This is a genomic window from Halothiobacillus sp. (assembly GCF_027346185.1).
Taxonomy (GTDB): domain Bacteria; phylum Pseudomonadota; class Gammaproteobacteria; order Halothiobacillales; family Halothiobacillaceae; genus Halothiobacillus.
Genome location: NZ_DAIESY010000040.1, coordinates 1 through 22,371, shown reverse-complemented (window position 1 = coordinate 22,371; position 22,371 = coordinate 1). Strand labels below are relative to the sequence as shown.

16 protein-coding genes and 1 tRNA gene are annotated in these 22,371 nt (G+C 55.3%); 5 read left to right on the top strand and 12 right to left on the bottom strand.

All coding sequences use genetic code 11. The features are described 5' to 3' along the window. Positions 1-25 precede the first annotated feature (25 nt). The 7 genes from infB to grpE form a co-directional block, all read right to left on the bottom strand. Complete coding sequence (gene infB, locus M7R55_RS02975; protein WP_298218385.1) at positions 26-2,704, bottom strand: translation initiation factor IF-2; 2,679 nt, start codon at positions 2,702-2,704, stop codon at positions 26-28. A 134-nt stretch (positions 2,705-2,838) separates the two neighbouring features. After that, positions 2,839-4,314: a transcription termination factor NusA gene (gene nusA / locus M7R55_RS02970; protein WP_298218383.1), complete on the bottom strand. Its 1,476-nt coding sequence runs from the start codon at positions 4,312-4,314 to the stop codon at positions 2,839-2,841. A gap of 21 nt (positions 4,315-4,335) precedes the next feature. Then, positions 4,336-4,836, bottom strand: a complete 501-nt coding sequence (gene rimP, locus M7R55_RS02965) for a ribosome maturation factor RimP (protein WP_298218382.1) — start codon at positions 4,834-4,836, stop codon at positions 4,336-4,338. Between the two features lie 217 nt (positions 4,837-5,053). Then, entirely contained in the window at positions 5,054-5,560 is a 507-nt protein-coding gene (locus M7R55_RS02960; protein WP_298218381.1) for a hypothetical protein, read from the bottom strand. A 52-nt stretch (positions 5,561-5,612) separates the two neighbouring features. After that, a complete protein-coding gene (gene dnaJ, locus M7R55_RS02955) occupies positions 5,613-6,764 on the bottom strand; it encodes a molecular chaperone DnaJ (protein WP_298218379.1) in 1,152 nt (383 codons plus the stop codon). Between the two features lie 120 nt (positions 6,765-6,884). Beyond that, on the bottom strand, positions 6,885-8,789 hold the full coding sequence (gene dnaK, locus M7R55_RS02950; protein ID WP_298218377.1) for a molecular chaperone DnaK: 1,905 nt from the start codon (positions 8,787-8,789) through the stop codon (positions 6,885-6,887). 132 nt (positions 8,790-8,921) lie between these two features. Next, a complete protein-coding gene (gene grpE / locus M7R55_RS02945; protein WP_298218375.1) occupies positions 8,922-9,482 on the bottom strand; it encodes a nucleotide exchange factor GrpE in 561 nt (186 codons plus the stop codon). Between the two features lie 164 nt (positions 9,483-9,646). On the opposite strand from grpE, the gene M7R55_RS02940 reads away from it, so the two are divergent. Then, the gene (locus tag M7R55_RS02940; protein ID WP_298218373.1) at positions 9,647-10,597 is read left to right on the top strand and encodes an NAD(+)/NADH kinase; all 951 of its coding nucleotides are present in this window, start codon (positions 9,647-9,649) and stop codon (positions 10,595-10,597) included. A gap of 8 nt (positions 10,598-10,605) precedes the next feature. Further along, complete coding sequence (gene recN / locus M7R55_RS02935) at positions 10,606-12,270, top strand: DNA repair protein RecN (RefSeq protein WP_298218371.1); 1,665 nt, start codon at positions 10,606-10,608, stop codon at positions 12,268-12,270. Positions 12,271-12,488: 218 nt separating this feature from the next. Here recN and M7R55_RS02930 read toward each other — a convergent pair whose 3' ends face one another. The 3 genes from M7R55_RS02930 to M7R55_RS02920 all read right to left on the bottom strand — a co-directional run bounded on the left by M7R55_RS02930 (position 12,489) and on the right by M7R55_RS02920 (position 17,178). Next, positions 12,489-13,442 (bottom strand): c-type cytochrome, encoded by a 954-nt coding sequence (locus M7R55_RS02930; protein ID WP_298218369.1) that lies wholly within the window; start codon positions 13,440-13,442, stop codon positions 12,489-12,491. Further along, positions 13,439-14,119 (bottom strand): c-type cytochrome, encoded by a 681-nt coding sequence (locus M7R55_RS02925; RefSeq protein WP_298218367.1) that lies wholly within the window; start codon positions 14,117-14,119, stop codon positions 13,439-13,441. Before M7R55_RS02925 ends, M7R55_RS02930 begins: the two co-directional genes overlap by 4 nt. A 146-nt stretch (positions 14,120-14,265) precedes the next feature. Then, positions 14,266-17,178: an insulinase family protein gene (locus tag M7R55_RS02920; RefSeq protein ID WP_298218365.1), complete on the bottom strand. Its 2,913-nt coding sequence runs from the start codon at positions 17,176-17,178 to the stop codon at positions 14,266-14,268. Between the two features lie 276 nt (positions 17,179-17,454). Here M7R55_RS02920 and M7R55_RS02915 point away from each other — a divergent pair, with 276 nt between their 5' ends. Then, on the top strand, positions 17,455-18,075 hold the full coding sequence (locus tag M7R55_RS02915) for a flavin reductase family protein (RefSeq protein ID WP_298218363.1): 621 nt from the start codon (positions 17,455-17,457) through the stop codon (positions 18,073-18,075). Between the two features lie 100 nt (positions 18,076-18,175). On the opposite strand, the gene M7R55_RS02910 is transcribed toward M7R55_RS02915, so the two are convergent. Further along, complete coding sequence (locus M7R55_RS02910; protein ID WP_298218361.1) at positions 18,176-19,216, bottom strand: hypothetical protein; 1,041 nt, start codon at positions 19,214-19,216, stop codon at positions 18,176-18,178. Positions 19,217-19,573: 357 nt separating this feature from the next. Between M7R55_RS02910 and rlmD the strand changes: the two genes are divergently transcribed. Both rlmD and M7R55_RS02900 read left to right on the top strand, forming a co-directional pair. Continuing rightward, a complete protein-coding gene (gene rlmD / locus M7R55_RS02905; RefSeq protein ID WP_298218358.1) occupies positions 19,574-20,902 on the top strand; it encodes a 23S rRNA (uracil(1939)-C(5))-methyltransferase RlmD in 1,329 nt (442 codons plus the stop codon). 78 nt (positions 20,903-20,980) lie between these two features. Continuing rightward, positions 20,981-21,071, top strand: a tRNA-Ser gene (locus tag M7R55_RS02900). Between the two features lie 732 nt (positions 21,072-21,803). Here the strand turns inward: M7R55_RS02900 and M7R55_RS02895 are convergent. Continuing rightward, positions 21,804-22,371: ArsR family transcriptional regulator (locus M7R55_RS02895; RefSeq protein WP_298218356.1), on the bottom strand; the 568-nt coding region annotated here is incomplete at its 5' end.

Sequence of the window (22,371 nt, the reverse complement as noted above, 5' to 3'; positions counted from 1 at the left end):
AAAGTGGCAGGCTAAAAATGGCTGATTACGACAAGGTGCGTTGAACTTCGACACGCTCAAACACTTCGATCATGTCGCCGACGCGAACGTCGTTATAGTTCTTGACGCCGATACCGCAATCAAAGCCCGCACGAACTTCTTGTGCGTCGTCCTTGAAGCGGCGAAGTGACTCGAGTTCACCTTCGTAAATCACCACGTGGTCACGCAGCACGCGAATCGGGTTGCCACGGCGGATAACCCCTTCGGTAACCATACAACCGGCGATGGCGCCAAACTTCGGCGAGCGGAAGACGTCACGCACTTCAGCCAAGCCAACAATCTTCTCTTGAGTTTCCGTGCCCAACAAACCACTCATGGCATGGCGGACATCATCAATCATTTCGTAGATGATGCTGTAGTAACGGATTTCAACATTCTGGGCCTGTGCAAGCTTGCGTGCAGAAGCCTCGGCGCGAACGTTGAAGCCGATCAGGACTGCATTGGAAGTCGTCGCCAGATTCACATCCGACTCTGTAATACCGCCGACACTGCTCATCAACACATTAACCTTGACTTCATCGGTCGACAACTTGTTCAAGCTATCCCGAATCGCTTCGGCAGAACCTTGCACGTCGGCCTTGACCAAAACGTTCAGAGTCGCCACTTCACCTTCTTTCATCTGATCGAACAGATTTTCCAGCTTGGTGGACTGCTGAGTCGCCAAACGACTATCGCGGTATTTTCCTGCACGGAACAGGGCAATTTCACGTGCCTTGCGTTCGTCCTCGACCACGACGAGATCGTCACCGGCCTGAGGTGTACCCGAGAGCCCGATGATGACCACTGGAATCGATGGACCGGCGGACTCGATAGGGGCGCCGTTTTCGTCGAGCATCGCGCGAACGCGACCGTATTCCGAGCCGACGAGCACCACATCACCCTTGTTGAGGGTGCCGCTACGAACCAGGACCGTTGCAACGGGGCCACGTCCTTTTTCAAGCGAAGATTCAACCACGGTACCCTTGGCATGACCTTCTACCGGCGCCTTGAGTTCGAGTACTTCCGACTGCACCAGAATGGCATCCAGCAACTGGTCAATCCCGACACCGGTTTTAGCCGATACCGGAACGAATTGTGTGTCACCGCCCCATTCTTCCGAAATCACTTGCAATTGGGACAGTTCACTACGCACCCGCTCAAGATCAATGTTTGGCTTATCGATCTTGTTGATGGCCACCACGATCGGCACGCCAGCGGCACGCGCATGTTGTACGGCTTCTTTGGTTTGCGGCATCACGCCATCATCGGCAGCAACGACGAGAACCACCAGATCGGTAACGCTGGCGCCCCGGGCGCGCATGGCAGTAAAGGCTTCGTGACCGGGTGTATCGAGGAACGTGATCACACCACGGCTGGTTTTGACATGATAGGCACCCACATGCTGGGTAATACCGCCAGCCTCACCTGCCGTAACTTTCGCCCGACGGATGTAATCCAGCAATGAGGTTTTACCGTGGTCAACGTGACCCATAACGGTAACCACCGGCGGACGCGGCAGCGCAACACCCTGCTCGATCGCTTCATCCAGCTCGGCTTCGAGCGTGGAATCGGAAACCGGAATCGGCGTATGACCCATTTCTTCAACAACTAGAACAGCGGTGTCCTGATCGATCATCTGATTGATCGTCGCCATCACACCCATGCTGAAGAGTGTCTTGACAACGTCCACACCTTTGACCGACATCTTCTGCGCCAGATCGGATACGGAAATGGTTTCCGGAATCGTTACATCACGGATGACGGGGGCCACTGGCTTTTCAAAGTTACTGGTCTGCTTGTTGGTAACGCCACCACGACCCGACGACTTGCGACCACGTTTGGCTCGGCGCTCTTCTGCACCCGCACCCAGATGCAGCTCTGAACGACCGGTTTTGACTTCACGTTCATGACGGCCCTTGCCACTATGCTTGGCACCCTTCTTGCGCGCTGACTCTTCTTCGACCGCCGATTTAACAGGGGCTGGGCGTCCATTGGATGTCACGCTTTCGGGTTCGGCTGCAGGCATGGCAATAATACGCAATCGAGATTTTGGCCGCTCCGTCAACTCATCAATGGCTTGTGGCAAAACATCGGAAACCGATTTTTCATCTGCCGAAACATCAAGTACCGTATCGAATGGCTCAGTCACTGTGCGAGCAGCGGCTTGGACTGGCGCTTCTTCATTTTTGACCGGCGCCGTCTCATCCACAGAACTTTGATCTACAGTCTGCTCTGCTTCAACCGCTACAGACCCTGTGACATGGGTTGCAGATAATTTTGCCGTATTTTCCACGCGTGGCTCCACAACAGGCTCAGGCGCCGTCACGACAACAGGTTCGACCACGGGTAGCTTCTCTTCGACTGGCTGCGTGGGCACTACTTCGCGAGCGACGTAGGTTTTACGGCTGCGATACTCGACTGCAACTGTCTTGCCGCGGGCGGCTCCTCCGCCGACCTTGATTTCTTCCTGCTTCTTACGTTGCAAGGTGATGCGATTGGGTTTGGCTTCACCGGCATCCTTGGCTGAATGTTGCCGCAGATGGGCCAACAGCTTCATTTTATCGCCATCGCCGATCAGGGAATCGGCCGAACTGGCTTTCACACCAGCCTCGGCTAACTGCACAAGCAGACGCTCTGGGGTGGAACCAACTGTTTTCGCTAAATCTTTAACCGTGACCTCGGACATGGGGTCTCCTATGGTCGTCTCTAAATCAAAATTCAATACCAACTGCGCGTACGCGACTGGAACAGAGCCTATTCGCTACCGATGACAAAATCGGTACAGCGCAAACTAATTTCCTGATCTTCAGGGCTGAACGATCAGGCAAACCACGGCGCACGCGCCGCCATAATCAATTGATGAGCCAAAGCCTCATCCACGCCTTCAAAGGCGGTCATCTCGTCGATTGACAACTCGGCCAGATCATCTGATGTATGAACTCCAGCCGCATTCAATGTGGCGAGCAGTTCAGGCGTCATGCCTTCCAACTTGGCGATATCGAGTTCATCCGTAGATTCACCCGCGTCGTCAGAAATGGCCTGAACCAGCAGCGCATCGCGAGCGCGGTTACGAAGTTCCTTGACGATATCCTCATCAAAACCTTCGACATCCAGCAGCTCTGCGGTCGGCACATAAGCAATTTCTTCCAGCGAGGAGAAACCCGCCTCGACCAGTACGGCGGCCACATCCTCATCGACGTCCAGATCACGCATGAACGATTCGGTGGCGCGACGTGTTTCGGTTTCTACCTTCGCGACCGCTTCTTCCTCGCCCATCACATTCAGGTGCCATCCGGTCAACTGGCTCGCCAGTCGCACATTCTGACCACCACGGCCGATCGCCTGGGAGAGTTTTTCTTCCGTGACGGCAACGTCCATGCTGTGGCGATCTTCATCCACCACGATCGACACGACTTCTGCCGGTGACATGGCGTTGATGACGAACTGAGCTGGGTTGCTATCCCAGATGATGATATCAACGCGTTCACCGTTGAGCTCATTGGTGACCGACTGGACACGCGAACCGCGCATGCCGACGCAGGTACCGACCGGATCGATCCGGCTATCGCGTGATTCGACCGCAATCTTGGCACGCAGACCCGGGTCGCGGGCAGCACCCTTGATTTCGATCAGCCCCTGTTCGATTTCCGGCACTTCCAGCTTGAACAACTCAATCAGGAACTCCGGCGCGGTGCGGCTAACGAATAGCTGCGGGCCACGGGGCTCATGACGCACATTCGCCAGATATCCACGAAGACGATCACCTGGGCGCACCGCTTCACGACCGATCATTTCATCGCGTGGGATCAGGGCTTCAACATTACCACCCAGATCCAGGATCACATTCCCACGATCAATCCGCTTGATCAGCCCCATGATCAGGCTGCCCTTGCGGTCGATATAGGCGTCGACGATCTGGCGGCGCTCTGCCTCGCGCACTTTCTGCACGATGACTTGCTTGGCGGCCTGCGCCGCGATGCGGCCGAATTCGACGGATTCAATTTCTTCCTCGACGAAGTCACCCACCTTGATATCGGGATCATCCATCTGCGCCGCTTCGAGAATCATTTCCCGCTCGGGAAATTCGGAAGATTCACCTTCGACAACCTGCCAACGACGGAAGGTGCGGTACTCGCCCGTATCCCGGTCGATTTGCACACGTGTATCGATGTCGCCGCCATGACGTTTGCGGGCTGCCTGGGCAAGTGCGGCCTCGATCGCCTCGAAAATGACTTCGCGATCAACCCCTTTTTCGTTTGAAACCGCATCGGCTACAAAAAGAATCTCTTTGCTCATAATGGTGGATATTCCCTTGAGTTACTTCGCAGAGCGACGTGCTTGGCGATCATTTTTTTGACCGCCGAATTCAAAAACCAGATTGGCTCGCTCAACTTCCGCATACGGGAAGGTGAACACATCTTCATCACCTTCGATGGACAGGCTGATCTGCTCGCCTTCAACCGCCGTGACGATACCTTCGAAACGACGGCGCTGAGCCAGTGGCCGATGAAGGCGCACACGCACCTTCTGGCCGACAAACAGGGCGAAATCGCTGGCGCGGAACATCGGACGCTCAACGCCCGGCGAGGATACCTCAAGCCGGTAGAAGCCCGGGAACGGGTCTTCAACATCAAGCACACCGCTTAGGGCATCGCTGACTTTCGTGCAATCATCCAGCGTCACACCCGCTTCGGTATCAATGTATACCCGCAACAAACCATCCGGGCCACCGCGGAACTCACCGCCCACCCAAACACAACCGGCTGCCTCAACAACAGGTTGCAATAAGGTTTCAATGGATTCTGGGATTTTCTGCACAGCCGATTTTTCTCTAAATGTTACAAAATAAAAAAGCCCCGACTGGGGCCCGTTTTTCTTTTATCGTTGATCGCGGGATGCGGAATATAAAAAGGTTCTTGCCGGAAGTCAAATTTATCCGGCAATCACCAAGCCTTGAACATCGTTCAAAGTCCTGTTTTTTTGAGAAAAACAGTTAAAACCACGCACGCGCCCGCAAAACAGAAATGTAATCGACCTACTGGGTTTTTTCACGAATCGTATCGAGGACATTTCGTGTGGCTTCCTTGGTCGCATCCCAGGCACTTCTGGCGGTGGATTTGGTCTTTTCCCATACCGCCGATGCCGCCTGCTTCGCTGTTTGCCACCAACTGTTATCCACTACGGGGTAGTGCGTCATGCCCGCAACCGATTCGTTTAAGTACACCTTGTAGCGCACATCATCGAGCTGCGTATCCCGCTCGGTTTTCAACCGGAATAACCCCGTTTGCACGAACAGTTTCTTGCCGTCCATCGAAGAAGCGGAGACATCAACATCAATCACAATCCCCGTGATTTTCATCTGTTCATCGACGATGACGTTGTCGACTTCACCGATCGATTTCGAATGGCCCTCGGCGTACACGGGCGCATCCATGAGCGCCTTCATCGAATACAATCCTTGAGCCGCCTCGGCCAATGGCACGAACAGCAAGCCGCTAATCATCAAACCGAAGATCAACCCGTTTTTTATCTTGCCTATCATTATCCTGTCTCCTGTTGAACATCAACCACACACCGACAAGCTATCCTGCCAGCTACTCGCCACGCAAATCGTCAAAAAAGCTTTTTACCGAATCCAGCCACGAACGCTCACGCGGACGATGCTGAGCAGGAATCTCCCCGCCCTGCTCACCGATCAGTGAACGCTCAAATGCCAGCAGAAGTTCCTTCTGTTCGTTGGTGAGCTTGACCGGTGTTTCGACATGGACGGTCACGAGCAGGTCCCCCTTGGCACCGCCGCGCACGGGCTGGACCCCTTTTCCGCGCAGGCGGAACACCTTGCCCGTCTGGGTTTCGGCCGGAATCTTGAGCGCAATGCGGCCATCGAGTGTCGGCACTTCAATCTCGCCACCCAAGGCGGCTGTCACGAAGCTGATCGGCATATCACAGAGCAGGTCGGCATCCTGACGCTGGAAAATCGGGTGTGGTTTGACTTCAATCAGAACATACAGATCACCTGCCGGACCACCCTGCTCACCGGGACCACCTTCACCAGCGTGCCGCAAACGATCACCGGTATCGACGCCTGCAGGAATCTTGATCGACAGGGTCTTTTGCGTTTCTACCCGACCCGCACCATGACAGGCTTCGCAGGGATGCTCGATCACTTCCCCTGAACCGCCACAGGTCGGACAGGTTTGCTGGATCGAGAAGAACCCCTGCTGGACACGCACCGCACCGGCACCATGGCAGGTACTGCAGGTCTTTTTGCCTGTGCCGGGTTTCGCGCCCGTGCCATGGCAGACATCACAGGGTTCCGTGCTTGGAATCTGGATTTCTATCGTCGTGCCGCGAACAGCCTCTTCCAGCGAAATCTTGAGGTGGTACTGCATATCGGCACCACGATAGGCGCGTGAGCGACCGCCGCCGCCACCGAAAATATCGCCAAACACTTCGCCGAAGATATCCGAAAACCCTGCACCGCCGCCGCCAAAACCGCCTCTACCGCCGCCCATACCTGCATTAACACCGGCATGGCCGAACTGGTCATAGGCAGCACGCTTTTGCGGGTCGGACAAGGTCTCGAATGCTTCCTTGGCTTCCTTGAATTTCTCTTCGGCGGAGGGGTCATCGGGATTGCGATCCGGGTGGTACTTCATAGCCAATCGACGATAGGCCTTTTTCAGCTCATCGCCCGATACCGTGCGTTCCACTTCAAGAATTTCGTAATAACAACGCTTCGCCATAATCTGCTCAAAAGTTAAAACGGCAGAAGTGCGTGGGGTAAACCGCGCAACCATGCCGTATCAGAAACTGAATGCCTGTAACAAAGCCGTCCTCCAACGGGAGACGGCTTTATGCTCGGCTTATTTTTTATCGTCTTTGACTTCTTCGAACTCGGCATCGACCACGTCATCGTCCTTGGCCGAGGCGGTTTCTGCACCGCCTTGCTGCGGTTGTGCCGTGGCTTTCTGCATCAATGTGGCAGAAACCTGGGTCAACGCTTCGATTTTCGCTTCAATTTCAGCTTTGTTGTCGCCTTTCATTGCTTCGCGCAAAGCGGCAATCGCATTGGTAACTGGCTGCTTGTCCGCGTCGGTCAAGCCTTCGGTTTCCTTCATGGTTTTCTCAACCGTATGAATCAAACCATCGCCCTGGTTACGCACGTCAACCAACGCGCGCAGTTTCTTGTCTTCTTCCGCGTGTGCGGCGGCGTCGTCGACCATACGCTGCACTTCCTCGTCGGAAAGACCCGAGTTGGCCTTGATGACGATCTTCTGCTCTTTGCCGGTACCCTTGTCTTTCGCGGAGACATTCAAAATACCGTTGGCATCGATGTCGAAGGTGACCTCAATCTGCGGCATGCCCCGTGGTGCTGACGGAATGTCGGTCAGGTCGAAACGACCCAGCGATTTGTTGCCGGAAGCAATCTCGCGCTCACCCTGAAGTACATGCACCGTTACCGCGGTCTGGTTGTCATCTGCCGTAGAGAAGACTTGACTTGCCTTGGTCGGGATGGTCGTGTTCTTCTCGATGAGTTTGGTCATCACGCCGCCCATCGTTTCGATACCCAGGGACAGCGGGGTGACATCAAGCAACAACACATCGCTAACACTACCGGACAATACGCCGCCCTGAATGGCCGCGCCCACGGCAACCGCTTCATCCGGGTTCACGTCTTTGCGCGGTTCCTTGCCAAAGAAATTCTTCACGGCTTCACGCACCTTGGGCATGCGGGTCTGGCCGCCCACGAGGATAACCTCGTCGATATCGCTTAACGATACGCCCGCATCCTTGATCGCCATTTTGCAGGGATCGATGGTGCGGGTGATCAGATCATCGACCAGCGATTCGAGCTTGGCACGAGTGATCTTGATATTCATGTGTTTCGGACCGGTGGCATCCGCCGTAACGTAGGGCAGGTTGACGTCGGTCTGTTCGGTCGAGGAAAGCTCGATCTTGGCTTTTTCCGCAGCTTCCTTCACACGCTGCATGGCCAAAGGGTCATTGTGTAGATCCACGCCCTGTTCTTTCTTGAATTCAGCAACCAGAAAATCGATCAGACGGTTGTCGAAATCTTCACCGCCGAGGAAGGTATCACCATTGGTGGAAAGCACTTCGAACTGCTTCTCGCCATCGATGTTGGCCACCTCGATGATGGACACGTCAAACGTACCGCCACCCAAGTCATATACGGCAATCTTGCGGTCCTTGTTGTCTGCCTTGTCGATACCGTAGGCCAGTGCAGCCGCAGTCGGTTCGTTGATAATCCGCTTGACATCCAGACCGGCGATTCGGCCGGCGTCCTTGGTGGCCTGACGCTGACTGTCGTTGAAGTAAGCAGGAACGGTGATGACCGCCTCGGTTACTTCTTCACCCAGATAGGCTTCGACGTCTTTTTTGATCTTCATCAGAACGCGTGCGGAAATTTCCGGCGGCGCCATTTTCCTGCCGTTTACCTCGACCCAGGCATCACCGTTGTCGGCCTTCACGATCTTGTAGGGCATCAACTTGATGTCTTTTTGCACGGCGTCTTCATCGAAACGACGCCCGATCAAGCGCTTGACGGCAAACAGTGTGTTCTTCGGATTGGTGACGGCCTGTCGCTTGGCCGGTTGACCAACTATGATTTCACCGTCGTTGGCATAAGCAACGATGGATGGAGTGGTGCGGGCACCCTCTGCGTTCTCGATCACCTTGGCAGACTTGCCTTCCATGATAGCCACGCAAGAATTCGTCGTGCCTAAATCGATACCAATAATCTTAGCCATTATGTTCTCCCTCATAAGCCCGTTACGGGGCCAGTTCAATGTGTTCGTTTGAATTCGTTACTGCACCCTGATCTACACTTGGTGCGTTACGAAGTCTGATTTGCGGTCATTTGCTCTGTTTTCAAGAGCCCTTTACTGATTTTTGGACACTACCACCAAGGCGGGGCGCACAAGACGATCACGCAACAGGTAACCTTTCTGCATCACGCTGATTACATGATCGGCAGGGCCTTCATGCGGCTGCACGGAAATTGCCTGATGATGATCCGGGTTGAAGCGCTCGCCGACCGGATGAACCGGATGGACACCGAATTTCTCCATCGTCTGCATGAACAGATTGAGCGTCATCTCGCTGCCTTCGCGGATTTTCTCCAGAGAAGCATGTTCGTTTTCGCTGGCCTGAATACCCATTTCCAGAGAATCGATTACCGGCAGCAAACTATCTACAAATCGCTCCAGAGCGAATTTTCGGGCATTCTCGATATCGCGCTCCACGCGCTTGCGCAGGTTTTCCATCTCGGCGTGCAAACGCAGTATTTCCTGATCACGCTCGGCCAGTTTCTCTGCCAGAACCCGAGGATCCAGGGTTTCATCCGCTGTAACGGACTGATCCGCTTGCTCTTCTTTGCTCATGTCCTGGTTCACATCCTGGGTCATGTTTTCGTCGTGGGGTTGCTTGGATTGTTCCGTCATACGGTGATCCTCAAAATCAGATAAAGCCATTGAATGTCGTCGCCGACGCGAATACCGTGTAGATCTGGGGTGGCATCAAAATTTTTCAAGTCAGGAGAAGAAAACATCAAAGGCAAAAGAACGGTATATTCTTCTCTAGTACAAATACCCAAAAGGTTTTACTTGTGGCTGATCATACGAAAGTCCGCGCAAAATCCGCGCAGACGCAATCTGTTGAACCAACGTCCAATGCTTCGGACGCGCCGGTATTTCGGCGCATTGGCATAATCACCAAACCCTACGCCGACCAAGCAATCAAACGTGTGTTCCAGAAACTGATCAAACTGCTCGATCAGATGGGCATCGACTGGGCGCTGGAACTATCCTGCGACAATCCGGTTCATCAGTTGCCGGTGGCGCGTTTCGAGCGTGACCAACCAGACTGCGACCTGATCATCGTGCTCGGTGGCGACGGTACCCTGCTCAATGCAGCGCGCACGCTGAGCCTGTGGAATATCCCACTGATGGGCGTCAACCTCGGGCGTCTGGGCTTTCTGGTCGACATACTGCCCAGCGATCTGAAGCTCTATCTGGAGGCCATGCTGCGTGGCCATTACATCGAAGATCGGCGCTTTTTGCTCGAAGGCACGCTCATGCGCGGAGAAACCCGGCTGCTTCAAGCCATCGCAATGAACGACATCACGTTTAAGATGCGTGATCCGGCACGCATGGTCGAATTCGACATGTATATCAATGGCGTGCTGCTCAACCAACAACGATCCGATGGCGTCGTCGTCTGCACCCCAACCGGCTCGACCGCCTATGCGCTGTCGGCTGGTGGCCCGCTGATTGCCCCCGACCTTGAAGCCATTGGCATCGTCTCGATTTGTCCGCACACGCTGAGTTATCGCCCCATCGTAGTCAGTGCCCAGCATGTGATCGAGATCACACCCAAGCCTCAGTCGCGCGGCGGCGGCGTGATGAGCTTCGACGGCCAGATCAACCACCCGCTTGATGTCGGTGATACCCTGGTCATTCGTCGGCACGATCACGATATCCGCCTGATTCATCCCTGCAACCACGACTACTACGCCCTGTTGCGCACGAAACTGTGCTGGGCGGAGCAAACCGGCTAATTTTTCCCATGCTGACTTCCCTGACTATCCGCCACATCGCCCTGATCGACGAGATCGAGATTCAATTTGCACCGGGCATGACCACGCTCACCGGCGAAACCGGCGCAGGCAAATCCATCCTGATCGACGCCATCGGCCTCATTCAGGGCGAACGGGCCAATACGCAACTGATTCGAGCCGGCTTTGAGGAGGCGGAAGTCATCGCGGTGTTTGAGGTTAGCCCAAGCTCGCCCGTGGCCGAATTCCTCGAAGAACAGGAGCTACTCGACGATGAACTCATTATCCGTCGCACCCTGAATCGCGAGGGGCGCGGCAAGATCTGGATCAATGGCCGCCCCTGCCCGGCCGCGACCCTCAAAACGCTCGGCGGCCTGCTGATCGACGTTCATGGCCAGCACCACAACCAGAAACTGCTTGAAAAACGCTATCAGAGATTGCTTTTGGACAGTTTTGCCGGGCTAACCGGACCAACGCAGAAGCTGGCGCAGCTCTCCCATGAGCTCCGCCAGAGTCAACACCAACTCGAGGACATTCGCGCCGCCGAACAAAGCCACGAAGACCGCCGCGCCTTGCTGGCCTTTCAGCTTGAAGAAATTGACCAGATCGCACCACAACCGGATGAATTCAATCAGTCCCATCAGTTATTGAGCCGCCTTTCCCGCCAGGATGAGTGGCGCAGTGTGCTTGCCGCACAACTGGAACAGCTATTCGATGGCGATGACAACGTTCATGACCGGATCGGGCACGCACAACAGGCGCTCGCGCGAATCGCGGGGCTCGATGACGCCCTCTCACCACTGATCGACGCACTGGAAATCGCCCAGATTCAGATCAGCGAGACCGCAGACACCTTGCGTGACCGGCTCGATTCGGCAGAAGACGATCCCGAACAACTCGAACGGGTGCAGGCCCGCCTCGAGCAACTGCACCAGTTGGCGCGCAAGCACCGCATTCCACCGGAGCAACTGGACGACCGTATCGCAGAACTCCGAGAAGAAGCCGCGCGTCTCGATCACGCGCAAGCAGACAGCGCCGCGCTCGAAGCCAGAATTCAGGCACAGATGGCCGACTACGACCAACTTGCCGCCGACATTTCGGTCAAAAGAAAAGCCGCCGCCGCAAAACTGGCGGCCGCGGTGACCGAAGCCATCCGCCAACTCGGCATGCCGCATGGGCAAATCGAAATCCCGATAAACCCGGTGGCCGACCTCGCAGCGCGGGGCGAACAGGGTATCGACGATATCGTATTTCTCATCAGTGCTAACCGCGGTCAGCCGCCCCAACCGCTTGACCAGATTGCCTCGGGTGGCGAACTGGCCCGCGTGAGTCTGGCGTTCAAAACACTCACCGCCGCCTTCGATCCGGTGGAAACCTTTATTTTCGATGAAGTGGATACGGGGATTGGTGGCGCGATTGCCGAGATCGTGGGGCGTCATCTGCGTGCCCTCGGCCAGACCCGGCAAGTGTTCTGCGTGACCCATCTACCGCAGGTGGCCGCACAGGGACAACATCAGATTCAGGTGCAGAAGCACCATCTGGAAAGTGGCACCGTGACCGAGATCGTACCACTGGACCACGCGGCACGTATCGACGAAATCGCCCGCATGATCGGCGGCATCGACATCACCGCCCAGACCCGGGCAACCGCTCAGGAAATGTTGGCTCGCGAGTGAGTTCAAGGAAGATCTGCCAAACGCAGCGTTCCTTCGGGTAATGGGTATGACTCGGCAAATCCCCCCTACCCCCCCTTTTTTCAAAGGGGGGAGAATACGCCTCCGTTTTTTGAGCAAGCGCCCCCCTTTGTAAAAGGGAGAATGAGGGGGATTTAAAGAAACCCTGATCAGACGTGATTCAAGCACCAGACCATCAAAGCGGGTTAACGGCTTATTCCCTATTGATTAAACGGCTTCGGTGCACCGGTATCACCCAATAAAACGCCGTTCACCTTAGTGCCGTACAGACTGTTTTTATTGTCGTGATATTTGGCGCGAGTGGCAGCTACGCTGCCTTCCCAGCGCGGATCCTGCGGGCGCTCATGACCATCCATGAAATACGCCACATCCCAGGCTTGCTGTGGGGTCAGGCTGTAGCTTTGACCATAGGGCATATTGGCATAGATGAACTTGGCGGCATTCGAGATACTCCCCATGCCCGCACCCCAGTTAAACGACTGCGCGCCCCACAAAGGCGGAAACACGACAGTGCCGTTCACCATGCGGCCTTCACCGTTGGCGGCGTGACAAATCGCGCAATTGGCTTCATACACGGCCTGGCCACGGACGAAATCCGGCGCTTGCTTGGGCTCTGGAATATCTGGGTAACCGCGGCCAGCAATTTTGCTATCACCCGTGGGCAAGCCCTTTGCCAGCCAATAGGAATAGGACGACAACGCCACCAGCGCCTCACTACCAAGCGGCGGCATCTTGCCGTTCATGCTGAAACGAAAACAGCCTTGCAGCCGGTCTTCGAAGGTATTCACCTTCTTGTTCTTGCTACGATAGGCTGGATAGCTGACCCACGCGCCCCACAGTGGCGCGGAACCCGCCATCGCGCCGCCATCGGTATGACAGTTCACGCAATTGAGCGAATTACCCACATACTGCGGCGCGTACTTCTTCGATTCGAACATGATGTTGCGGCCCAATTGAACCATCTTGCCGAATTCGTCATTCGGTATGGTGGAAGGATCGGGAGGGGTGAAGGTCGACCCCGTCAACACAGCGGCATTCGGTGCAGATTTGGGCGTGACCTCGACAGCAGCCAGGCTTACCATGGGCACCACGGCCACAGACGCCAGCAGAATCGACGTCAACACAGGCTTGATTTGTTGAATGTGCTTGCTCATTGCGCGCCTCCGGCCTGATTCGTTTTGCCCATCACCGCTGCCTCTGGCTTCTGCGCCGCCAACCAGGCCGTGACTGCCTTGGTATCGGCATCACTCATCCGTAATGCGATGGTATGCATCAACCCCTGAGGGTCACCACTACGTGTACCATTTTTCCAAGCCGTAATTTGCTGATCAAGATAGGTCGCAGATTGCCCAGTCAAGGCCGGAAACGCTGGCGCCACGCCCACACCGCCAGGGCCATGGCAACGAAAACAGGCGGGAATACCTGCCTTCCAGTCACCCAACATAGCCAGTTGCTCACCACGAGATTTCAAATCGGCGGGAACCGTCTGCGCAGGAGCCGCCATGGAGACCGGCAAGCCTGAGTAATAATCAGCCAGCGTTTTGATCTGCTCAGAGCTCAACGGTTTGGCCATACCCGACATAATGGCGTTCTGGCGTTGCCCTGAGGCAAACAAATGTAACTGTTCAGCCAGATAAGAGGCAGGCAAGCCGGCCAGACGAGGAAAGTTTGCTGCTGCCTGACCCGCACCCTGAGCGCCATGACAGGCGGCGCAACTGGCCGCTTCGGGCGGCGGAGCGGCTCGTGCCACCGCACTCCCCACGACCATCACCGCAAGGCCGGTAGACCAGAACAGTGAACGTAATGAGAACACAGAACGAAACAGAAACATGGTGCAACCCCCCATTCAACGACGCCTAAATCCGGCGACCCAAGTCAGACGTACAAGAAGCTCAGTATTTCCCCGAGCCACTCGCGTCAGTAAATATTCCTCCCAGACGGATCCGATCAGTCGTTTGGAGCACTACCGAGTGCAGCTTAAATCCGTTCGATATGCAGACCAAGCCCTTTTAACTCATCTTCTTTCGTCGGGCCGCAAAGCACGCCGATGGAAGCGGAATCCGGGTTCAGATAGGTTTCTGCAACGCGCTTTAAGTCCGCTTCGGTCACATCCAGAATCCGGGCCCGCATCAGGCGCTGCTGTTCGAGTGTGCGACCATGCAGACCATCAAGAAACGCTTTTTTCGCCTCCCCTGCGGGCGAACCGGGCTTATCGATGCTGGAAATGACACCGAAAATCGCCTCATCGACCGTGCGGCCTTCATGTGTATTATCCAGCAACCAGTCGATGGCTCGATCAAAGTCATTAAGCGTGTCGGTCAAGCGCGGATCTCGGTAGGAGAAGAAGCGGAAGCTTGCTGATTCAGAATCGTATCCCGCGCCACCACCGTAAGCACCGCCCTGCTCACGAATGGCTCGGTGCAGATAACCGTTACGCAAAAAGCCACCCAGAACGGCCAGCGCGGCGGCATCTTCATGCAATGGCGGTACGGCGGCATGGGCCTTGGCGCAGTAATTCACGGCAAGGTTACCGATCCAGGCTTCGCGCACCGGCTGATGCACCTTCGGTAGCTGGAAATGCTCGACCGGATTGCCATGCTGCATGACACGTTCCAGTGCGGGCTGAATATCGCCAAAATGGCGGCGTTCGGCAATCACGTTGTATTGCCGCAAGCCGCCCTTGAGCTTGGCGTGCAGACGGGCCAATCGCTCGGCCACATCGTGGATGGCTTTGGGCTCATCAAGCGCGTCATCCATTGCCTTAATTCGGCGCACACCGGCGACACCGCCCGATTCGTGGGTCAACCTGGCACGCGCCGACATCCCGCTGGAAGCCAGATTCATGGCATGAACGTGACCCGCTCCGGCAATGCCTTGTTCACTGCGAAAACGAATCTGACTGATCAGATCCCGAATACGGCTGGTTTCATCGAAACGCGCCGCGTTGAGATGCTGATGGAACAGATCCACGAGGTCATCGGCATGGCGAACCAATGCCTTGCCGCCGAGCAGGAAAAACGAGCTCAGCTTATGCGCGTTGTCGAGATCCGGGCGAATGGATGATCGGGCAGAAAACCCGCCCGTACGCGCGGCGACGGCTTCAGCCATCTGCAGATAGTCACGATCTCCGGCACCCAGTTCGGTCAATACGCCGCTATAAATCGGCAGCAGATCGAGCTCATCGTGGGTCAGTTGCGGCAAATCCAGCGCGGCTTGCAGGTAAACCAAACCATTGGTGCTGCGATTGAACCAAGTCGATGTCGCCGGATGATGGATGATCTTTTCCGGGGTCGGCAAATCGATGTGTTCGGGAATATCCTCGCGCGTCACGGTCGGCAGGATGCTGATGTCATCGACCTCGGCCTGCCGCTCGGCCAGTGCCTTGGCCTGCTCGACTACCTCCTGTTTTTCCGCATCGGACATGGCAGCCTGCATGGCGGCCAGACGGGCCTGTTCGGCGGCCTGCTTCCTGGCAGACAATTCGGTATCGGGTTTGAGCACCACGCGCACGCGGTGGGTGTTATCGAGCAGCAATGTGCGGATCAGATTCGGGATAAATTGGCTATCGGCGGCCTTTTTGCGCAACCGCGCGAGCGCAGGCTCCAGGTCCAGAACCGCAATCGGGTCGCCATCGTGAATTGCGGCAGGCAGACCATGCAGGATCAGTTGCAGGCCATAGGGCATGCCATCGCCGGTCACTTCGCGTTGCGAGAGTTCGATCTGATGCAGTACCGACTCAATCATGTCCGCAGGCACGCCTTTTTCGGCAATCTCGGTCAAGGTATCGAGTACCAACCGTTCCACAGCCTCGGCCCGATCCGGCTCGCTGCCTTCGACACCGGCCACGAATACCATCTGCCGTTGTGAGTCTTCCAATCCCAGAATGGGCGAAGGCGAACCGCCCAGATCGGTGGTTTCCAGCACGCGCAACAGTGGAGAAGCGCTGTTTTCGAGCAGTACGCCTTCGAGCAGTTGGGCTTCCAGCGCCGCATCCAGATCGGTGCTTTCGCCCAACAACCAGCCGACAACCACATGAGTTTTCTCGGCGAGATCGGGCTCATCGAGCGCATAATTTTCTTCAACCAAGCGCGGGGAAGTCAGCGCCTGCTCAATGGGCACGGCAGAGTTGGGATCGATACGGGTAAAACGTTTTAACGCCTTCTCTTCGAACTGCGTTTGCAGATCGATCACCGGCAAATTGCCATAGGTCATGAACACGGCGTTCGACGGGTGATAGAACCGCTGGTAAAACGCCTTCAATTGCGCGTAAGTCAGGTTGGGAATTTCGGCCGGCTCGCCACCGGAGTTGTAGTGGTAGGTTGTCGTCGGGAACAGCTCGCTCGTCAGCGTCTGCCATAGCACGGAGGACGGGTTGCTCATGGCGCCCTTCATCTCGTTGAACACCACGCCTTTGAACGTCAGCGGTGTGGTTGGGTCATCGGGCGTGGTGAATTCAACGCGGTGGCCTTCCTGCCGGAAATCGCGCTCGTCAATGCGGGAGAAAAACACCGCATCGAGATAAACATCCAACAGGTTGTAGAAATCTTTCACATTGACCGAAGCGAATGGATAAGCCGTCCAGTCGCTGGCGGTAAAGGCATTCATGAACGTATTGAGCGAACGGCGGATCATCATGAAAAACGGATCGCGCACCGGGAAACGCTCCGAACCGCACAACACCGTATGTTCCAGAATATGCGCCACCCCGGTCGAATCCTCCGGCACCGTACGCAACCCCACCAGAAAGACATTCTGTGGATCATCGGTCGCCAGATGGAAATGCCTAGCACCCGTCGCATTGTGACGGTATTCATCCACCGTGAGATTCAAGGCCGCAATCGGCTGAGTACGAACAAAGGTAAACGCGGGGTGATGGATGCTTTCGCTCATTGAATAATGCCCAATTCGGTAAAACGTGTAGGTTGATTAGTGTAACTCAGCCATCGCTGCAAAACAGGCGACAACAACCAGTGTATGAGCAAACAACGGCGATTTAATTCCCTGTATGACCTCACGCCACCCATGTTCTATAAGGCTCGTACAAAATCCGAAGAAACCGTACCGCCCTATTTACGACCCATTCATGCAGCAGATCAGTTGATCGACTAACCTTTTCAGATTGCAATACTACCGAATACCAGAACCCGATTCACAGAGGACCACCCCATGCACATTGATCCCGCGCAGCATTCGAATATGGACAACTACAAATTGCTGACGAACCTGATCGTGCCTCGCCCGATCGCGTGGATCAGCAGCCTGAGTTCGGATGGCATCGTCAATCTGGCACCGTACAGTTTTTTCAATGCCATCGGGAGCGACCCGCTTTATGTCATGTTCAGCGTGGGCAAAAACGATGCGGGCGAACCCAAGGACACGGCTAAGAATGTCCATGCAAACGGTGAATTCGTCGTGAATCTGGTGACTGAAGAGTTATTCAACGCCATGAACATTTCTGCCGCGGACTTCCCTGCAACGATCAGCGAATTGGAGATCGCAAATTTGCATACCGCGCCATCCGAAAAGATCAAAGTTCCTCGCGTGGCGGAAGCCAAAGCCAGCATGGAGTGCAGACTGTTCAGCGAACAACAGCTCGGTGCAAACACCCTGATTATCGGGGAAGTCGTCATGTTCCACGTTCATGACGACTTGATCGATGAGCGCCTGCATATCAACAACTTTGCACCGATCGGACGCATGGGCTCGCCTTCCGTGTATTGCCACACGACCGATCGCTTCGATATCGCTCGCCTCTCGTATGAGCAATGGCAGCAAGACCACTCGTGACCACGATCCGTTGTTTCGCAAAAGTTCAGGACACCTGACTCGCTTCAGGCGAGCCCTCCCCATGGAGCAAACCCGGCTTGAACAGAATCAGGTGTTACGGCTAACGATCCTGGCGTTGCCCTTGCTGCCGATAATCTCGCTGCGTGGCACCCTGCCCTCCTTGAATACCACCCTGAGATACACCACCACGCTGCCCCGCTCCGGGTTGTTGCCCACGCCATGAAGAATCCTGCCGCGGCTGTATTTGCTGAGGTTGCGGCTGCGGTTGATATCTCGGTTGAATCTGCTGCTGCTGCTGCGGCTGTGGCTGGTACTGCTGCTGCATCTGTTGTGGTTGATATCTCGGTTGCATCTGCTGCGGTTGAGATTGCTGCTGCATCATAGGAGCAGACGGATAGGAGCGCTGATGCTCCATCTGCCGCTGATTTCGCTCCTGAGGCATTGGCTGAATTCGCTGCTGTTGCGGTTCAGGAACATAGCCTCGCTGCGCAGGAGGCTGAGCCCCCATCTGTTCCCGTTCGCGCTCCTGATAAAGCTGACGTCCCGCACGATCCTGAGGCTGATATCGGTATCTCTCTGCACGCAATATGGGTTGCTGTTCCAGCCGAGGATATTTCGAGCCGGAGTACTCCCGCTGGTAGTGGGGCAGGGGTGCAGGCGCCGGGGCCGCTGACCGATTCCACTTATCCCATCCGTGACGATGCTGTTCCCACTGAGGCCCCCAGTGCTCTCCCCAACGCGGGGGCGCATCGGGATACCAGCTACGGAAATAGGACGGAGGATATCGGTAATAACGAACAGGAATCCGCAGAATGAACAAAGGCACCACATTGGGTGAAACATAGACCCACGGTCCGTTGTACCAGGTACTCTGGTACCAACCGTCGTCCCGGAAGACCCAGTACACCCCATCGTAAAAGAAGTAGTTAGTAGCCACGCCGGGGGCGTAATAGGCCGGGTAGCCCGGAATCCGAACCAAGGACGGATAAACCGGTACATTAATGCCAATACTGACATAGCTCGAACGCACCACCCCATACTCCGGGTACATAGGCGCGCTATCGGGGTAACCCACAGCGACACAACCACCGAGCAATGGAACAGTAGCCAGACCCAACACAAAACGACCTAATCGGTTCATCGTATTCACCCCTCGTCCCAAAACTCATTGGTGACAGTCACTACACACTCGCTCATCGGGTAGGTACGCCCGCCTTGTGGTATCAATATGAGGGCGGCGTTAAAATAGCGCAAGATGAACAGAACCCGGCTCAGACACAGATAAAAAATCGCAACCAATTGAATTTAAAAATCTTTCCAAGAAATACCATAAAAAAACAGAACATCGGAATTCTGTATCAAATTGTAAATGCCACTGAACAGGTTGTTTCCTCAGAAATAACTCCGCTCCAATCCTTCCTCTTCCCCGACACTACAAACCCTGCTTCAATACCACCCCCAAACATGTCGCCGTCTCATCCGAGGAGCCTATCCAATCGTGCGAAAACCAAAGTTGCCGAAGGGTGAATTTCAAGCCCAAATAGAATCACTTACCCTCGAAGGACGTGGTGTCAGCCATATCGATGGCAAGGCCACATTTATCGGTCGCGCATTACCCGGCGAAACCGTGCGCTTTATCTACACCGATCGGAAAAAACACTTTGACGAAGGCGATACCGTCGCCGTCGAACAAGCCTCACCGGATCGCATCACCCCACCCTGCCCTCACTTCGACCAATGTGGCGGCTGCGCTATGCAGCATCTCACCAGCGAAAAACAACTGGCCACCAAAGAACAGGCGCTATTCGACCAACTGCAACGCATCGGCAAGGTTGTTCCAGAAACCGTACTGCCCGCATTGGCCCGGGCAAACTGGGGTTACCGCCGCAAGGCCCGACTCGGCGTCAAATACGTACCCAAAAAAGGACGGGTAATCATCGGGTTCAGAGAACGACACACCCATTTTCTCTCCGATCTGCAAAGCTGCCGCGTGCTTGATCCCCGCGTGGGCGAACGACTGACTGACATCGGCGAGACCATCCTCAGCCTGGAAGCTCGTGAACTCATCCCACAAATCGAAGTGGCCTGCGGCGATGACCGGGTCGCACTCGTATTCCGCCACCTCGAGCCCTTGAGCCAGAGCGATAAGGAAAAGCTCCGGGCCTTTGGCATACAGGAAGGCTTCGACATCTACCTTCAACCGGGAAACAACGACAGCATCCATCCGCTCGACAAGGCGCTAGTCGCCCCGCTGACATACGCGCATTCGAGTTTCGATGTATCCATAGAATTCGCGCCACTGGACTTCATCCAGATCAACACAGACATCAATCGGGCCATGATTGTGCAGGCGCTCCAATGGCTGGATGTGCAACCGGGCGATCATGTACTCGACCTTTTCGCCGGACTCGGTAATTTCACCCTGCCCATCGCCCGCAAAGCCGCAAAAGTAACCGCAGTAGAACTCGATGAACCCATGGTCGAGCGCGGTGCGCAATCGGCCGCCGCCAACGGCATCACAAATACCGAACATGTCATCGGTAACCTGTTTGAACCCGATCCGACCCATCTCTGGATGCAACAAACCTACGACCGCGTCCTGCTCGATCCACCCCGTGCCGGTGCCGAAGCCATGATGCCGCATATCGCGCGTTTCGCCCCCGAACGGATTGTGTACATATCCTGTCATCCGGGCTCCCTGGCGCGCGATGCCCACATTCTGGTACATGAACACGGCTACCGCCTGATCACCGCGGGCGTCATGGACATGTTCCCGCATACCAGCCACATTGAATCCATGGCCGTATTCGAGCGAGCAAAGACATAAGTTTGTTTGCTAAAGCCCCGCACGATTGCTAGAATCCACGCCACTTTCCTGCCCGTCTGTCGAGACGCGCGAAAAACTGGAGCGGTGTCCGAGTGGTTGAAGGAGCACGCCTGGAAAGTGTGTATACGGTAACCCCGTATCGAGGGTTCGAATCCCTCTCGCTCCGCCATTTTTCATATGTATTCGCTTGATTCTAAAGCGAATTGCAAACAAACTAGATGATTATGCCCACACCCATGCCCACACTTTGATGTTTGGTAGGAAAGTGCGGTTACATGACCATCTGGATTCTTCTGATTTTCTTCGACGACAAAACATCCCGGATCAGAATCATCCCCTTGGTGGGCTGACATGTATTTCATCGGAAAAATTCTGAGCATCCAGACCGATGCGCGATCGTTCGGATGATTGTCATGGACGAAGTCCCCACATAGGGAACGGGTAAGGAGCATCCAGGCTCTGCCAAGGGTCCTGCCAGTTGCTACAGCGGCCCTATCGTTAATCGCATGCATTCGCACCACCAAGATTATCGTCATCCAAGACTGATACGGGTGCCACATAGGCCGGACATAAGAACTACCTATGCCTCGCCCCATATGAGGTGAGGCCCCCCGAGTCTACCCAAGAAACCCATCGGTCCGCTTCTCGGTGTGGATTCAACCGGTGGGGTTCTACCCCGTTTTCACGGGCGGTTGTGAAAAGGATCGGGAGCGGACGCTTGGTCTCCTACCCGCAGTCATCATCCGCTCCCGATCCTATTCACAACCGTAAGTGAATAAAAAAGGGGAGCACCTGTCAGCTTTTTTACACTGGAAAACAGGCAATTCAGAGACCAGTCGTTGGGCGCAACTTGGCAAGTCTGAAATTAACAGTATTACGGGGTGATAACTGCTGTCATTCTCTAAACGGCGGGGTGACTTCCGCCGTCATCCCCGGTACCGATTTCCACCGGGCGATGTTCGAGCTTCCACTCCGGAAAGCCGTCTGCCAGGCGTCTTGCCCGAAAGCCGTGTGCGCGAAGTCGCTCAATAGCTTCAAATGAAAGGGTGCAGTAAGCCCCCCGGCAATAAGCCACGATCTCAAGATTGGGATCGAGATCGATCATTTTGCGTTCAAGATCCGCCAATGTGACATTGATAGCCCCTGGTACGTGACCGGCGGCATATTCTTCGGCAGGCCGCACATCAAGCACCGTGACCAAGCCATCGCGGCATCGGGCGATCAGTTCTGTTGCCGATATGGGTTCCAGACTGTCTCTTTGCGTGAGATGGCGATCAATGAGATCGCGTACTTCGTGCAGATGGCGTTCGGAGACTCGTTTTAAAACTGCCAGCAACTCGATCACATCATCATCTGCCAAGCGATAAATGATCTGCTTGCCCTGCCTCCGTGAGACAACAAGTCCAACCTGATGCATTCGTTGAAGATGTTGCGAAGTGTTGGCCAAACTCAGCCCACTCAGGGAAGCG

Bases quoted from the DNA above. Each gene is read 5' to 3' on its own strand.
- infB (WP_298218385.1), bottom strand. From the start codon at position 2,704: ATGTCCGAGGTCACGGTTAAAGATTTAGCGAAAACAGTTGGTTCCACC.
- nusA (WP_298218383.1), bottom strand. From the start codon at position 4,314: ATGAGCAAAGAGATTCTTTTTGTAGCCGATGCGGTTTCAAACGAAAAA.
- M7R55_RS02960 (WP_298218381.1), bottom strand. From the start codon at position 5,560: ATGATAGGCAAGATAAAAAACGGGTTGATCTTCGGTTTGATGATTAGC.
- dnaJ (WP_298218379.1), bottom strand. From the start codon at position 6,764: ATGGCGAAGCGTTGTTATTACGAAATTCTTGAAGTGGAACGCACGGTA.
- dnaK (WP_298218377.1), bottom strand. From the start codon at position 8,789: ATGGCTAAGATTATTGGTATCGATTTAGGCACGACGAATTCTTGCGTG.
- grpE (WP_298218375.1), bottom strand. From the start codon at position 9,482: ATGACGGAACAATCCAAGCAACCCCACGACGAAAACATGACCCAGGAT.
- recN (WP_298218371.1), top strand. From the start codon at position 10,606: ATGCTGACTTCCCTGACTATCCGCCACATCGCCCTGATCGACGAGATC.
- M7R55_RS02930 (WP_298218369.1), bottom strand. From the start codon at position 13,442: ATGAGCAAGCACATTCAACAAATCAAGCCTGTGTTGACGTCGATTCTG.
- M7R55_RS02925 (WP_298218367.1), bottom strand. From the start codon at position 14,119: ATGTTTCTGTTTCGTTCTGTGTTCTCATTACGTTCACTGTTCTGGTCT.
- M7R55_RS02920 (WP_298218365.1), bottom strand. From the start codon at position 17,178: ATGAGCGAAAGCATCCATCACCCCGCGTTTACCTTTGTTCGTACTCAG.
- M7R55_RS02915 (WP_298218363.1), top strand. From the start codon at position 17,455: ATGCACATTGATCCCGCGCAGCATTCGAATATGGACAACTACAAATTG.
- M7R55_RS02910 (WP_298218361.1), bottom strand. From the start codon at position 19,216: ATGAACCGATTAGGTCGTTTTGTGTTGGGTCTGGCTACTGTTCCATTG.